The sequence below is a fragment of the Xenococcus sp. PCC 7305 genome, assembly GCF_000332055.1.
GTDB lineage: Bacteria > Cyanobacteriota > Cyanobacteriia > Cyanobacteriales > Xenococcaceae > Xenococcus.
In genome coordinates this window covers 34,436-48,164 of the sequence record NZ_ALVZ01000193.1, presented here as the reverse complement: position 1 = coordinate 48,164, position 13,729 = coordinate 34,436, and the positions used below count along the sequence as shown (strand labels likewise).

15 protein-coding genes and 1 pseudogene are annotated in these 13,729 nt (G+C 38.2%); 8 read left to right on the top strand and 8 right to left on the bottom strand.

Annotated elements, in window-relative coordinates; genetic code table 11:
- The 3 genes and pseudogenes from XEN7305_RS15700 to XEN7305_RS29785 all read right to left on the bottom strand — a co-directional run.
- Nucleotides 1-353, bottom strand: a 353-nt coding sequence (locus XEN7305_RS15700) for a hypothetical protein (protein ID WP_006510444.1), incomplete at its 3' end; no start/stop codon positions are given.
- A gap of 149 nt (nt 354-502) precedes the next feature.
- Nucleotides 503-865, bottom strand: a pseudogene (locus tag XEN7305_RS29790) (iron uptake porin); the annotation flags it as partial.
- 15 nt (nt 866-880) lie between these two features.
- Nucleotides 881-1,180 (bottom strand): hypothetical protein, encoded by a 300-nt coding sequence (locus XEN7305_RS29785; RefSeq protein WP_006510442.1) that lies wholly within the window; start codon nt 1,178-1,180, stop codon nt 881-883.
- A gap of 148 nt (nt 1,181-1,328) precedes the next feature.
- Between XEN7305_RS29785 and XEN7305_RS15685 the strand changes: the two genes are divergently transcribed.
- The 3 genes from XEN7305_RS15685 to ribD all read left to right on the top strand — a co-directional run bounded on the left by XEN7305_RS15685 (nt 1,329) and on the right by ribD (nt 4,020).
- On the top strand, nt 1,329-2,399 hold the full coding sequence (locus XEN7305_RS15685; protein ID WP_006510441.1) for an o-succinylbenzoate synthase: 1,071 nt from the start codon (nt 1,329-1,331) through the stop codon (nt 2,397-2,399).
- 65 nt (nt 2,400-2,464) lie between these two features.
- Nucleotides 2,465-2,923: a thiol-disulfide oxidoreductase DCC family protein gene (locus XEN7305_RS15680; RefSeq protein WP_006510440.1), complete on the top strand. Its 459-nt coding sequence runs from the start codon at nt 2,465-2,467 to the stop codon at nt 2,921-2,923.
- Nucleotides 2,908-4,020, top strand: coding sequence for a bifunctional diaminohydroxyphosphoribosylaminopyrimidine deaminase/5-amino-6-(5-phosphoribosylamino)uracil reductase RibD (gene ribD / locus XEN7305_RS15675; RefSeq protein ID WP_040898157.1), 1,113 nt, complete (start codon nt 2,908-2,910; stop codon nt 4,018-4,020). The genes XEN7305_RS15680 and ribD overlap by 16 nt, the downstream gene beginning before the upstream one ends.
- Before the next feature lie 51 nt (nt 4,021-4,071).
- On the opposite strand, the gene XEN7305_RS15670 is transcribed toward ribD, so the two are convergent.
- Both XEN7305_RS15670 and XEN7305_RS15665 read right to left on the bottom strand, forming a co-directional pair.
- The gene (locus XEN7305_RS15670) at nt 4,072-4,263 is read right to left on the bottom strand and encodes a DUF2949 domain-containing protein (protein ID WP_006510438.1); all 192 of its coding nucleotides are present in this window, start codon (nt 4,261-4,263) and stop codon (nt 4,072-4,074) included.
- Between the two features lie 89 nt (nt 4,264-4,352).
- Nucleotides 4,353-4,550 carry a hypothetical protein gene (locus XEN7305_RS15665; RefSeq protein ID WP_006510437.1) on the bottom strand — a complete coding sequence of 66 codons (198 nt, stop codon included), beginning with the start codon at nt 4,548-4,550 and terminating at the stop codon, nt 4,353-4,355.
- A gap of 303 nt (nt 4,551-4,853) precedes the next feature.
- Here XEN7305_RS15665 and XEN7305_RS15660 point away from each other — a divergent pair, with 303 nt between their 5' ends.
- From XEN7305_RS15660 to XEN7305_RS15650, 3 genes are all read left to right on the top strand, one after another.
- Complete coding sequence (locus XEN7305_RS15660; RefSeq protein WP_006510436.1) at nt 4,854-6,584, top strand: ATP-binding protein; 1,731 nt, start codon at nt 4,854-4,856, stop codon at nt 6,582-6,584.
- A gap of 251 nt (nt 6,585-6,835) precedes the next feature.
- Nucleotides 6,836-9,139 (top strand): EAL domain-containing protein, encoded by a 2,304-nt coding sequence (locus tag XEN7305_RS26800; protein WP_006510435.1) that lies wholly within the window; start codon nt 6,836-6,838, stop codon nt 9,137-9,139.
- A 96-nt stretch (nt 9,140-9,235) separates the two neighbouring features.
- On the top strand, nt 9,236-10,279 hold the full coding sequence (locus XEN7305_RS15650) for a permease (protein WP_006510434.1): 1,044 nt from the start codon (nt 9,236-9,238) through the stop codon (nt 10,277-10,279).
- A 20-nt stretch (nt 10,280-10,299) separates the two neighbouring features.
- Here XEN7305_RS15650 and XEN7305_RS15645 read toward each other — a convergent pair whose 3' ends face one another.
- A complete protein-coding gene (locus tag XEN7305_RS15645; protein WP_006510433.1) occupies nt 10,300-10,872 on the bottom strand; it encodes an OsmC family protein in 573 nt (190 codons plus the stop codon).
- 224 nt (nt 10,873-11,096) lie between these two features.
- Between XEN7305_RS15645 and XEN7305_RS15640 the strand changes: the two genes are divergently transcribed.
- The gene (locus XEN7305_RS15640; protein WP_006510432.1) at nt 11,097-11,711 is read left to right on the top strand and encodes a TetR/AcrR family transcriptional regulator; all 615 of its coding nucleotides are present in this window, start codon (nt 11,097-11,099) and stop codon (nt 11,709-11,711) included.
- 14 nt (nt 11,712-11,725) lie between these two features.
- Here the strand turns inward: XEN7305_RS15640 and XEN7305_RS15635 are convergent, their stop codons facing one another.
- The gene (locus tag XEN7305_RS15635) at nt 11,726-11,998 is read right to left on the bottom strand and encodes a helix-turn-helix domain-containing protein (protein ID WP_369792512.1); all 273 of its coding nucleotides are present in this window, start codon (nt 11,996-11,998) and stop codon (nt 11,726-11,728) included.
- Between the two features lie 177 nt (nt 11,999-12,175).
- Here XEN7305_RS15635 and rppA point away from each other — a divergent pair, with 177 nt between their 5' ends.
- Entirely contained in the window at nt 12,176-12,862 is a 687-nt protein-coding gene (gene rppA / locus XEN7305_RS15630) for a two-component system response regulator RppA (RefSeq protein ID WP_006510430.1), read from the top strand.
- A 17-nt stretch (nt 12,863-12,879) separates the two neighbouring features.
- Here rppA and XEN7305_RS26795 read toward each other — a convergent pair whose 3' ends face one another.
- Nucleotides 12,880-13,677: a hypothetical protein gene (locus tag XEN7305_RS26795; protein WP_006510429.1), complete on the bottom strand. Its 798-nt coding sequence runs from the start codon at nt 13,675-13,677 to the stop codon at nt 12,880-12,882.
- Nucleotides 13,678-13,729: the final 52 nt, after the last annotated feature.

Below are 13,729 nucleotides of genomic sequence, written 5' to 3'. Positions count from 1 at the left end.
ATGTCTATCGTGTAGTCCAAACTACCGGAGCTTCCAGGAGCATAACGCTCAACTTGTGCAAAATAGTTTCCCGAACCTAAGAACTCACTAATTGAGTCATTAGCATTGCCTGCAAGACGAGATGATTCTATAAAAAAGTCTTGATTCGACTCGAACAAGAAATCGCCGTCATCCTGATATAAGTAAAGATCCGCATCATCACCAAAAGTAATGTTGTAGAGATCTAACTCCACATAAGTGGGCTGACCAACGCTAAAGCTATAAACATCATCAGTGTAAAAATCATCTAGGAAGGTAGAATTGCTGTAGGGAGCAAAATCGAGAGACCCAACCTGATAGTTTGTAGTAACCATGCTTACTCTTTGTGTTTCAATAAGTGCTTTTCATATCTGATTTAATAATTGCGTATTTTCACTGAGGGGCAATAAGGTTGTTTAAATTTCTTTACATATTTTTTTGATCAAAAGAATATGCCGTTATAAACTAGTCCATAACTTAGGAATTAAAAACTAAAAGTAGTGCGAATTGCCCCAATAACTAAATCATCATTGCGACTATTATTATCTGGTGCGGTAATCCAAACTATTCCAGGAGTGACTGCAATATTGTCTGTGATCTGATATTGATAGAAAGCTTCGATATGCCAAGAAAGATCTTTATCTTCCTCTAAAGCATCAATGCTGGAGGTCGTGACCCAAGGTTCCGTTCCCAGGACAATCCCTCCGAGATTTCCTTCTTTGCCCAGATCGGGAAATACTAAAGTCACTGCCCAATTCCAAATATCTTGGGTGCCGCGATCGCTTAGTCCCTCCAGGGTCGAAAGCGTTGTGACTTTAGATAACCCAGACCAAGCACCCAACAAAAAGCGATCGCTAACCTCTCAGGCAAACTCCACACCATAGGAATCACTCACGGTGGGAACTGCTTCATCAAATTCATCTTCCGGAAAAGATTGCAGATTAGCTAGATTACTTCCTGTTTCAGTATCACTTTGATCTCGACTGTGAACATAAGTAAGAGCTACATCAAAGCGCTCACTAGGACTAAAGACAATTTGTGCGATCGCGCCGTAAGATGCATTAAAAATTCCCCCTTCATCAGCAGGATCACTACTTAGAAAATAAGCAGTAACCAAAGTAAAGCTGGCGAAACTACTGTTGCTAAAAACTTTCAGAATCATTGATTCTCTCTAGTGTTAGGGTTTTTGAAATATAATCAATTTTGGAATATATACAGAAAAGATCAAGAACTTAAAAAGATTTTGATACATTTAGTTGTTTAATGAGAACTCATTATTTATTATTGAAAATATAGTGGAATCCACTAGAATGAAAAATATTAGTGCTGATTGGATAAAACATACTTTAAAATTCTCTCGTCCTAGTGGCACCTCTAGAGGAGTTCTGCTCGAAAAACCGACTTGGTATATTTTGTTGAAAGATAGCATTACTGGTCAACTCAAAGGGATTGGTGAATGTAGCCCGATTCCAGGTCTTAGTATTGATAATCTTATAGAGATTGAAGAGAAATTAGATGAGGTTTGTGCAGAGATATCAGCAGGGACATTTTCTTTGACTGCAAACTTAAAGAATTTTCCTTGTCTTAAATTTGGTCTTGAGATGGCCTTTCAGGATCTAGAACATAATCAAGCTGGTATTTTATATCCCTCAACCTTTACTAAGGGACAACAGGGAATTTATATCAATGGTTTGATCTGGATGGGGGATCTAGATTTCATGCGATCGCAAATCAGAGAGAAATTAGCCAACAACTGCTCTTGCCTCAAAGTAAAAATAGGAGCCTTAGATTTTCAGCAAGAATGTTCCCTAATTGCTGAGCTGCGTTCACATTTTAATCGTAATGTTCTAGAAATTAGAGTAGATGCCAATGGTGCATTTGCTCCTGATGAAGCTTTAGAGAAATTAAACATCCTAGCCCAGTACGACTTACACTCCATTGAACAACCAATTAAACCCCACCAATGGCAGGTTATGGCCGAACTCTGCCGAAAAAGTCCTATCCCCATAGCCCTAGATGAGGAGCTGATTGGCATTATGGGCAAGAAGAGCAAAGAAAATTTATTATCTACAATTAATCCCCAATATATAGTCCTTAAGCCCTCTTTACTGGGTGGATTTAGCAAAACTCAAGAATGGATTGATCTAGCCGAGGAAAAATCAATCTCTTGGTGGATAACATCAGCACTAGAGTCTAATATTGGCTTAAACGCGATCGCGCAATGGACAGCAACTCTGAATACAACTATGCCTCAAGGCTTAGGAACTGGTCATATTTACTCGAACAATATTAGGTCGCCACTCAAGCTTGAAGGCAATAAACTCTATTACGACAACAACCGCGATTGGGAATATTCAAGTTTTTTTCCCCAACAGAATTGAAATATCAATAATAATAAAGAAGGAACAAAAATATTTAAAAATTAGATTTAACAATTCAAGACTATATGGCGATCGCAAATACCATCCCAACCCAATGGAAAATCAAACTACTCTACGATGGCGAATGCCCTCTCTGTGTCAGGGAAGTTAAATTTCTCAAAAAACGAGATGCCGGTAGAGGAATCGTCAATTTTGTGGATATCGCAGACCCTGATTACAACCCCCAAGACCATGGAGGAATTGATTATGAACTGGCGATGGATCGAATTCATGGCATTCTCTGTGATGGCACAATTATCAAAAACGTAGAAGTGTTTCGCCGAGTGTATGAAGAATTAGGCATGGGCTGGGTTTATGCTGTTACCAAAATACCCGCGATCGCGACAATAGCTAATTTTATTTATGGTCTTTGGGCAAAATACCGCTTACCACTCACCCGAAGACCAAGCTTAGTAGAGATTCTCGCAACGCGATCGCGCCAAGACACGGTTGAATGTTCAACAGATAAATGCCAAACCCAATAGATTTCGATCGCCAGATGATGCAGAGATGTCTGCAACTGGCCAATAAAGCAGCAGGCCGAACTTCCCCCAATCCCCTAGTCGGTTCAGTAATCGTTAAAGATGGAAAAATTATTGGCGAAGGATATCATCCCCAAGCAGGACAACCCCATGCCGAAATATTTGCCCTCAAAGATGCCGGAGAATCAGCTAGGGGAGCCACATTATATGTCAACCTCGAACCTTGTAATCACCATGGAAGAACTCCCCCCTGTAGTGAAGCTCTCATTGCTGCGGGGGTTACTAGAGTTGTCGTGGGCATGATTGATTGTGACCCGCGAGTTGCTGGTGGCGGTATCAAAAAATTACGAAATGCTGGAATTGAAGTACTTGTAGGCATCGAAGAAGCTGCTTGTCGTCAACTAAACGAAGCCTTTATTCATCGCATTACTCATAAAAAGCCCTTTGGCATCCTTAAATATGCCATGACCCTAGACGGTAAAATTGCTGCAACTACAGGTCATAGCGCTTGGGTAACAGGAAAGTCTGCCCGCCATCAAGTACATCAGTTACGCAGTACTTGTGATGCAGTGATTATTGGCGGGAACACAGTCAGAAAAGATAACCCCCAACTGACAACTCATAATTTAACAGAACATAATCCCCTGCGAGTTGTCATGAGTCGTAGTTTAGATTTGCCCACAGAATGTAATCTTTGGCAAGTCGATATCGCTCAAACTCTGATCTTCACTCAAAAAAACAGTAATCCCAGCTTACAAAAAAAACTTACCGCTCAAGGTGTAGAAATTTGTGAACTAGAAGCTGTAACACCCCAAGCTGTTATGAACAATTTCTACAACAGAGGTCTCTCAAAAATTCTCTGGGAATGTGGCGGAGTTCTCGCAGCCAATGCGATCGCCGGTGGAGCAATTCAAAAAGTAATGGCATTCATCGCTCCCAAAATCATTGGCGGCAACATTGCACCTTCTCCTGTGGGAGATTTAGGCTTTACAAAAATGACCGAGGCTCTACAACTAGAAAGAATCGAGATACAAACCATTGACCAAGACATCTTAATCAAAGGCTATTTACCCGTTGTTAATGAAAAAACACAGAGTTAAGTCTCTGGAAAAATCCAAACTTATTACTTCTTACTTATTACTCATTACTTATTAAGCGGTCTCTAACCAATCGAAAATCTTATCTAGTTGCTGAAGAGTAATTAGGCCATATTGCCAAAGAATCATCGGCAATGGATCAGAATCTTGTTGCAAGTGACGCATTGCCAGGACAATTGAGTTTGCGGGGATGGCTAGTTCCTCTTGTAAAAATTGAATTAATTTGATTTGTATAGGTTGATTCACTATTGAGATATGGTTATTTCGTTTTAATAAACTATGCTTTTTAAATCATGTGCCTCTGGGCATTAATTACAGTAGTCAAAAAGTGTAATTTATGCAAGTAGTCCTAGTTTTTTTCCATTATCACGAGCTGCACGAATCATATTTTGTCTGACAGTCCTCTCAATCCCTGTCCAATTACAAAATTTGGTGATCACCTTCCCATGAGAGGCGATCGCTTTTCCGCGAATCTTGTTGAACTTAGCTTTACCCAAGGCTTTACGAACTAAAACAACGATAGGTGCAAACATATTTAAATCCTGTTTGTTAATTTATGTAAACAATATTAACAAACAACGTAACGATTTGCTAAGCAGACTTGACACAAGCAGGAGTAATTAAGCGAGCACAAACAGATCAAAGAGGCAGGAATTAGCCATTCTCTAAGAACAAAAGCAAAGATAAAAAAAATATTAAGAAATCTGCAAGCTAAAAAAATCTTCGGAAATTAACTATGAAAAGTCGTCGTAAATCTTAAATTACATTAAAAAAATAGTGGTTCTTAAAGATAAGAAAATTAGAATGACTCGAAAATTGGCTCTAATTCCTAAACTATGTCCCACAGCATAAAAAGCAGCTCTCAAGATAATTATTCAGGTTTTTCAGAAAAATCTAATTATGAGTTAAAAACCTCTTCTAAAAACAATTATCAGACTAACTATCACAACTCGCAACAGATTTTAAAATTAGAACAAGAACTGCAGGACGCAAAAAAAAGTATTCAGCTATTAAACCAAAAATTAATTGTCTCTAATCAAAATTTAGAAAAATGCAATATTAAGTATCATAAAAAAAATCAGAAACTAACCCAGCTTAATATCGAGTTAGAAAATGCTCTCTTAGAAATGGAAAATTCTCTAAGAGCAAGCGCCCAACTAGAAGCAGCCAATCGAGCAAAGGACGTTTTTATCGCTCAGATGAACCATGAATTACGTACTCCCTTAACTAGCATCCTAGGCTTTAGTCATCTTTTACAACAAGACCATAAGCTCGACTCAAAACAACTAAGCTATGTAGACATCATCAACCATTCAGGTCAACATTTACTTAATCTAATCAATGACATCTTAGATTACTCTAAAATCACAGCCGAGAAGCTGGAATTAGAGCTCCGGGATTTTCATTTAATAGACTTTTTAAATGAAATAGTTACAGTTTTCGTGATCCGCACTCAACCAAAAGGGCTGGATTTTAAGACCATAATCTCGCCTGACCTGCCGATAATAGTTCAGGCGGATGAAACCAAACTACGACAGGTTTTAGATAATTTACTGAATAACGCCATAAAATTCACCGATACAGGAAGCATAACCCTTAAAGTTGATCATATACAAGATCATAATTCGCCAACATCTGATACTCCACACAATAGATCCTTAAAAAAAATCCGATTCCAAATCGAAGATACAGGCATCGGCATTCCCACTGAGCAAATCGCCGAAGTTTTCACTCCTTTTACACAATTGAATGATAACGCCCAAAAATATGAAGGCACAGGTTTAGGATTAACGATTAGCCAGAATATTATTCAACTTATGGGTAGTGAAATCCAACTAGAAAGCCAAGTAAATCAAGGGAGCAAATTTTGGTTTGACCTAGACATGTTGGGTCTTGATGCTTATATAAAACCCAAGCTGCATAACATATCGTCTCAAGCGACTCGTCAATTACAAAAACCCCGGAAAATTTTAGTAGTAGACAACAGTGATGATAATCGCAATTTGTTGGTCAATTGCCTACAATCCTGGGGATTTATTGTAAAAGAGACTAATGATTGCAAAGTTGGTCTGACAGTAGCGACAAGATTTCGCCCCGACGTCATTATTGTTGATGTGGCGATGTCAAAAATGGATGGTGTAGCCCTGATTACTAAACTAAAAGAACATTCTCAACTTCGAGATACAGTGATTATCATGATCTCCGCTGATAGCCAACTAATTTCCAATTCGGCGAAAATTGGCTGCCATGGCTTTTTATCTAAACCCATAGACTTAGAACAACTACAAAAGTTATTAGCTAGTTATTTGCCTTTGGCGGAGCAACTATGTGAGTCTTCTAAAAACCAGGATAATTTAGCTTCTCCTATGACTCCTTCTCAACAGGAATTAATGAACTTGTTAGAACTGGCCGATATAGGAGATATAGAAGCGATTGAAGAACAAATAAATTCCCTGGAATTTTTGGATGAGCAATTAAGTTCTTTCGGCCAAGAAGTGCGAAAGCTTGCTATGAGTTTTAAACAACATCAACTAGAAAATTTCCTCAAAAGTTTTATTTTTGATTAAAATTATCAAGAAAATTTTACAAAACTTAACAACCAAAGAAAAGCTATATAACTGAATAATTCCCATTTTCTCCATAAATTTTCTTGTTTTAGGCGAAATTCCATATTCTACTGATATAAGAAATATCATGAAAAACAAGAGAAAATTTCATGAAAGTAAATAATCATCTCTTGAACTACAAAATATAAAGATCTAGAAGAGTTATAGTTGAATAGCCGTTTTCTGCGATCGCGCTTTAAGGATCAAAATACATGCATTCTTTGGTGAATTTTCCCTTACCTAAAACAATATTGATTGTTGATGATTTTCCTAATAATTTACAGCTTGCATTTCAATACCTAAAAAGCTATGGATATAAGGTCTTAGTCGCCTATAGTGGAGAAAAAGCTATTAAAACAGCATTAGCCGCTCATCCAGATCTAATTCTTTTAGATGTTTTGATGCCAGATATTGATGGATTTGATACCTGTCGTCATCTAAAAGCCAATGCGAAGACAAAAGATATTCCCATTATTTTTATGACTGCTTTGACCAAAACCAAAAATCAATTAAAAGGGTTTAATTTGGGAGCAGTTGATTACATAACTAAACCAATAGATCGAGAAGAATTACTGGCGAGAATTACAAATCATCTTTCCCTACAAAATTTACATCAACGTATCGTCAAAGATGCCGCACAACAGAAATTATTACTCAAAATCAGTAATCAGATTCGCAAATCCCTAGACTTACAATCAATTCTGAACACGGCAACTAAAGAAATTCGCTCATTCTTCAATTGCGATCTAGTTTGGTTGGCAGTTATCAATCAGAAAAAAATTTCGATTAAAGCCTATAATTCTGCTGAAGACATTAACCTTAACGAAAAAGAAACTATTAATCACGATTGTTTCTATGCTAATCCCGAAGAAAATCAATTTTATCTGCAAGGAAATATCCGAATTATCGAAAAAAGTAGCAGAGAAACTTTTTCCCCAACAGAGATCCTGCCAAACACCCAATCACGATTAATTGCACCTATTTTAATTAACTCTCATCAAATCAAAGATTATTACCCCGAGCAATGCGATTGCGCTTCAACCCAACCAGCCATAACAAGCTCGATCACAAATAATAATAATTTATGGGGCTGGTTAATTTTCGATCAAGGTAAGTCAGCTCAAAAATGGCAAGCAGAAGATATAACCTTACTCAAAGCATTAACAAATCAGTTGGCGATTAGTGTTCAACAAGGACTGCTTTTCCAGCAATTATTTGATCTTGCTCTTCTAGATTCTTTAACTCAAGTTTATAACCGTCGTTATTTTGACCGCCAACTGGATCTAGAGTGGCGCAGACTCCAACGCATTTCTGCACCCCTATCATTGATTCTTTGTGATGTAGACTGCTTTAAAATTTACAACGACACCTACGGTCATCAACAAGGAGACACTTGCCTACAAAAGGTATCACAAGCCATCTCTAAAGTATTAAAAAGACCTGCTGACGTTTTAGCTCGTTATGGAGGAGAAGAGTTCACCATAATCTTGCCCCACACTCCCCAATCGGGGGCAATCAGAGTTGCTGAGACGATCAGAATTGCTGTCCAAGAACTAAATATTCCCCATATAAATTCTTTAGTAGACTCTATGGTCACCATTAGTTTGGGGGTTGCTAGTACTGTTCCCAATACTGAAGATGCGCCCCAGCTATTAGTAGAAGCTGCCGATCTGGCTTTATATCAGGCAAAAGAGCGAGGTCGCAATTGTCTTGCTGTTTATCCCAACTCAATCAATAAAGCTAAAGATCACCAAGAACTCAAATCCCGTTGGGCTAAACGTATTCGCCGAGCCCTTGAAAAAAATCTGTTTAGTCTCTATGCTCAACCGATTAAACTTTTGCTGGGAAAAGATCCCACAAAATATTTTGAAATCTTATTACGTCTAACAGATGAAAAGGATCAAATTATCGCCCCCGATGTCTTTTTGGAAATAGCAAATGACAATTTTCTTATGGCAGATGTTGATCTTTGGGTTATCGATAATCTGTTAAAAACTCTTGCCGAAAACAATGAGAACCATTCTTGGCAAAATTATCGTTTTTCTATTAATCTTTCAGGAGCATCTCTTAACAACGAATCTTTTTTAGATTTTTTGTCTCACAAACTAATCAATTACAATCTTCCTTCTCACTTATTATGTTTTGAAATTAGCGAAACCCTCATTGTTGATGATTTTCCTAAAGTAGCTAGATTTATTGCTAAAGTCAGAAATATTGGCTGTAGTTTTGCCTTGGATAACTTTGGTAGGGGAATGACCTCTATCGGTTACTTAAAAAAATTACCTCTGGATTATTTGAAAATCGATGGTTCTTTCATCAAGGAATTACCAGAAAATAAAACTTCAATTGTGATGATGGAGGCAATTCACTATATAGCAGATAGCATTGGAGTGAAAACAGTGGCTGAATTCGTCGAAAATCAGACTATTTTGGATATCGTAAAAGATTTGAAAATAGATTATGCCCAGGGGTTTCATCTGGGTCGCCCAGGATTGTTGATGGATGTCATTTTGTAATAAAGAATGCTTCTTAACTAAAACCTATAATGGATAAATTCCCTAGTCTCTCAAGAAGCTTTAGTCACTAAATGGCAAAATAGCGATCGCTTTTTTATGATCAAATTAAGTCAATTACACAATGCATTTACGCTGTTTGTCAGTTTATTAGTCGAAGCTATTCCTTTTTTATTGTTAGGAGTATTACTTTCTAGCTTTTTATTATTAGTAGTTGATGAACGAAATTTAATTGCCAAATTACCCCGAAACCCCATTTTAGGAGCCTTGGTCGGGAGCTGTATTGGGTTTCTATTTCCAGTTTGTGAATGTGGCAATGTTCCTGTAGCCAGAAGATTACTCTTAAAGGGAGTGTCCCCCGCAGTTTCGATCGCCTTTCTCTTGGCAGCGCCGACTATAAATCCTGTGGTAATTTGGGCGACCTGGGTAGCTTTTGGTGATCAGCCCCAGATTGTGATCTTAAGGGTGGTATTTTCCTTAATCATTGCTACTACCGTAGGCATTATATTTAGCGTCCAGAAAAATGCTCAGGGCTTACTCCATCCTGCGCTAGAAAAACGTCTTAAATTCAATTTACAATGCAATAACGCGCCGACTACTTTTTCCGAACCAGATGAGGTTCCTTTTTTGCTACAGTCAGGTACTTTTTTGCTGAACAATGCAGGAAAGACTCAAGTAATGGATCAATCTTTAACTACTAACCCTTACCGCAGAAAGAAACAGAGAAAGATATTCCATTCGAGAAAACTGCGATTATTTTTAGAGAATGTCAATCAAGAATTTCAAGAACTAGGGGGCATGCTCATCATCGGTAGCGCGATCGCAGCTATCATTCAAGTCTTTGTTCCCCGAGAAGTAGTATTTGGGTTAGGGCAAGATAGTATAACTTCGATTCTGGCTATGATGTTTCTCGCTGCGATCGTCTCTATTTGCTCTACAGTTGATTCATTTTTTGCCCTGTCTTTTGCCGGAACCTTTACCAGTAGTTCTCTGCTAGCATTTCTCGTCTTTGGCCCCACGATAGATATCAAAGCGATCGGCTTAATGCTTTCAATCTTCAGACCCAAAGTCATTATTTATCTTTTTGTAATTGTCGCTCAATTGACCTTCCTGATGACATTCACTTATGATTATTTATTCTAATTGAATTCAAGAACTAACTACTACTCAACCACCAGCTGCGAATTTAGCGAGATTGCACTGGCAATATTGTAGTAATTAGGAGAAGTTTTCTTGACAAAATTGTGAATCTGCTCGAATTGTTCAGGTGTGCCATCACCTTTAATATGCACAGTATAAGAAATTTGATCGTAGCCAGGAATCGTATGCTGATCGATAGCCAAGAAACCTCGTAGGTCGATGTCTCCTGCTGTTTCAATTGCTAGCTTTTCAAGTTTGATGCCATTAAGAGCACAAGCCGCCACATAACCGACCATCATACATGCATTCAAAGCACCCATTAGATACTCTTGAGGGTTGGGATTGGTATTGGTACCACAGAGTTCCAATGGTTCGTCAACTCGAAATTTAAACTCTCGTTTGACTTCTTCCCCTCCAATCATATAGGACTCCACTTTAGTTTCACTGACAGTTTGCCCTTGCCAGGTACTTGTAACGCGGAAATTAGTCATCGCTTTAGCTGGATCTTCTTTGATTGCGGCGATGGTTTGCCCAAGATAGTCGAGATCAATACCATTCAAAATACCTGAAGCTTTTAGGTTTGTTGCAGTAGTCATAATTTTTTCCTCAAAGAATTATTGTTCACTTTTTTATGCTATACCAACTAGTCTGTACAGCAAAAATATTTTACAATTCGCAACAAGCTCTAAAATGAGCCTTGCGCAGGAAAAGCCTTACTAGATAGAGAAAATAGAGAAGTAACAGTAAACTAAGTAGAATGAAACTAGCAATACTTTTTACAAACCAGTTGGTATAATATTTTTTGTAGAGGAGAATATTTATGCCAGCAAAAACAAAAAATAAGACCAAAGAACGCATTCTCGCCAATGCAGAAGCCCTAACTCTCAAGCAGGGCTTCGCTGGGACATCAATCGATGACATTCTAAAAGCCACAGAAATCACCAAAGGTGCCTTTTTTTATCACTTTAAAAACAAAGCCGAGTTAGCTCGCGCTTTAGTAGAAAGATATTGGGCCAAAGACTATCAATTATTTGAACAGCTTTCAAAGCGTGCTGATGAGTTGAGCGACGATCCTTTGCAGTCGATGCTGATTTTCCTGAAGCTATTTGAAGAGGTGATAGAGGAATGGTCAGAGCCCCCTGAAGGCTGTATTTTTGCCTCCTATGTCTATCAAAGTCAACAGTTTAATGAATCCATTAGCGAGTTCATTGCGGATAGCTTCATAAAATGGAAACAGCTCTACGAAGATCGGATTAAACAAATCATGAAGAAGTATCCGCCACGGATAGAAACTGATGCGGGGGAATTGGCGGAAATGATTATGTCGATTATCGAAGGGGGTTTTATCTTGTCTAAATCACTCCAAGACGCCCAACTGATGGCTAGATCTGTGAAACAGTTTCGGCGCTATCTACAGCTAATATTTGAAGCCTAATTTTAACCGACACCTTATTCTTTTGCCTCAGAACTTGAATCTTGAAACATTTGGTAATAGGGAATCTGTTTCGCGATCGCATAGTCGGTTTTCGATGAATAATAATTGCCCTCCTCATCATGAAACGCCCAATTAGTCGGAAATTTTGCGATCGCACCGAGGGTAATTGGCACATTAGAATCCTTCAAAGCCTTAATTCTGCGATGAAGAGTACTTCGAGATAGACCAGTTTCAGCCATTAGTTGACGATAGGTGTATTTTTTTCCTTCAATAAGCATCGCGATTATTTCCTTCCTGTTTCAGAAATTTAATTCTGACACATAAAAACTAAAATCTACCCAAAAAATAATTAAAATCCCAGTATTATATTGACTCAGCCCAATATTAGAAACAATCCATTATTTGTTCCATAAGTTTAATTTTGACACATAAATATTCGAAATTTATTATTTTAATTTAGTATCATGAGGATATTGTTAGTAGAAGATGATCCAGAACAATTAGAACCACTTCAGGTGGCACTAGCTCAGGTAGGGCATGTTGTTGATGGAATAGCAGATGGAGAAACAGCCCAATGGCTAATATCAGAAAAAGACTATGATCTATTAATCTTGGACTGGATGTTGCCAGGCATAAGCGGAGTGGAGATTTGTCAAAAATATCGCACCATGGGTAAAGCTTCGCCTGTATTAATGTTAACGGCAAAAGATACTACAACAGACAAGGTAACAGGGCTAGATGCTGGAGCAGATGATTATTTGGTTAAACCTGTTGATGTCATAGAATTATTGGCGAGAGTTCGAGCTTTAGGAAGACGTTCTCCTCTGTGGCAAGGTGATATTCTCAGTCTGGGAGATTTGAACTTAGATTTATCAACCATGAAGCTCGAAAGACAAGGAATTACCATCGAGCTCTCGGTAAAAGAGTTTCAGTTACTAGAATATTTTTTACGTCATCGGGGTCAAGTTTTAACCCGCGGTCAACTTGAACAATCTATTTGGGAATGGGGAACAGAACCCGAAAGCAATGCAATTAGCACTTTGGTACGTCGATTAAGAAATAGGTTGAAAAAAGTTGATGCTCAAGATTGGATTGAGACAATTTACGGTAAAGGGTATCGTTTATCAACAAAAGACAAATTAGCAACCTAACTTGATAAACGATCAAATTAGCAACCAGCATCTCCCATTACAAAAAATTCCTTTGTCTTACCTTGAGTAGTAACGGTAATTAAACCATTAGGAATACCCACCGATTCAATCTCTCCCTCAGCACCCAAATTAACTTTCACTTGAACAGTAATGGCTTGATCATCTGTAACAAAGGTTTGTTCTGTTTTTTGTCCGTAAAACTCTTGGCCCTCAGCAGTTGTTCGACTCAAAGTAGTTAGATTTTCATCAAAAACCATAAATGCCGCCCCATCTTCTATCCCATGGAAAAATAAAAATCCTGCTTGTTGAACATCAGTCTTCGATTCCCATAAAGTCATTCCACAACCTCCTCCTCCAGCATCAAACAACTCATCGCTCGTGAATGTGCCAACCTTAATTGGAAGTGAAGCTGTTTCTTGTGGAGTCACATCAGGAATTTCTGCCAGTAGTTTGTCCCCACAGTAAATCATTACCGAGCGATATTCTAAGATCGGTGTCGGCATTGTATAACTTACCTTTGTCGGCGTTATTACTTGAGCGACAACACCTTCAGGAGAAGTAAAAGATAGCGAAAGCCTTTGAGCCGGTGGTTGTCTGCGATCGAGAATTCCTGGTTGGACTTCTACTATATAGCCAGGACTAGGTAAATCGACCTCTCCTGAGATATTTAAACGGGGTTCCTTCTCAGCAACGCGATCGATCCAGGCATGCCAATTACGACTTTCCAGAACAGGACAAAAAGAAGTATCCACATTTTGCTTTTCCTCATTATTAGCTTCTATTTTAGAGGGGAAAGTACATCCAGCTATTAGCATGGAAAAAGTTGCAACGAAAGTTGAAAGGGGAAAATTTATGTTGAACAACTGC

Excerpts from the sequence above, each read along its gene's own strand:
- XEN7305_RS15665 (WP_006510437.1), bottom strand. The coding sequence starts at position 4,550 with ATGTTTGCACCTATCGTTGTTTTAGTTCGTAAAGCCTTGGGTAAAGCT.
- XEN7305_RS26800 (WP_006510435.1), top strand. The coding sequence starts at position 6,836 with ATGCATTCTTTGGTGAATTTTCCCTTACCTAAAACAATATTGATTGTT.
- XEN7305_RS15685 (WP_006510441.1), top strand. The coding sequence starts at position 1,329 with ATGAAAAATATTAGTGCTGATTGGATAAAACATACTTTAAAATTCTCT.
- XEN7305_RS15650 (WP_006510434.1), top strand. The coding sequence starts at position 9,236 with ATGATCAAATTAAGTCAATTACACAATGCATTTACGCTGTTTGTCAGT.
- XEN7305_RS15640 (WP_006510432.1), top strand. The coding sequence starts at position 11,097 with ATGCCAGCAAAAACAAAAAATAAGACCAAAGAACGCATTCTCGCCAAT.
- XEN7305_RS15680 (WP_006510440.1), top strand. The coding sequence starts at position 2,465 with ATGGCGATCGCAAATACCATCCCAACCCAATGGAAAATCAAACTACTC.
- ribD (WP_040898157.1), top strand. The coding sequence starts at position 2,908 with ATGCCAAACCCAATAGATTTCGATCGCCAGATGATGCAGAGATGTCTG.
- XEN7305_RS15660 (WP_006510436.1), top strand. The coding sequence starts at position 4,854 with ATGTCCCACAGCATAAAAAGCAGCTCTCAAGATAATTATTCAGGTTTT.
- rppA (WP_006510430.1), top strand. The coding sequence starts at position 12,176 with ATGAGGATATTGTTAGTAGAAGATGATCCAGAACAATTAGAACCACTT.
- XEN7305_RS26795 (WP_006510429.1), bottom strand. The coding sequence starts at position 13,677 with ATGCTAATAGCTGGATGTACTTTCCCCTCTAAAATAGAAGCTAATAAT.
- XEN7305_RS15645 (WP_006510433.1), bottom strand. The coding sequence starts at position 10,872 with ATGACTACTGCAACAAACCTAAAAGCTTCAGGTATTTTGAATGGTATT.
- XEN7305_RS29785 (WP_006510442.1), bottom strand. The coding sequence starts at position 1,180 with ATGATTCTGAAAGTTTTTAGCAACAGTAGTTTCGCCAGCTTTACTTTG.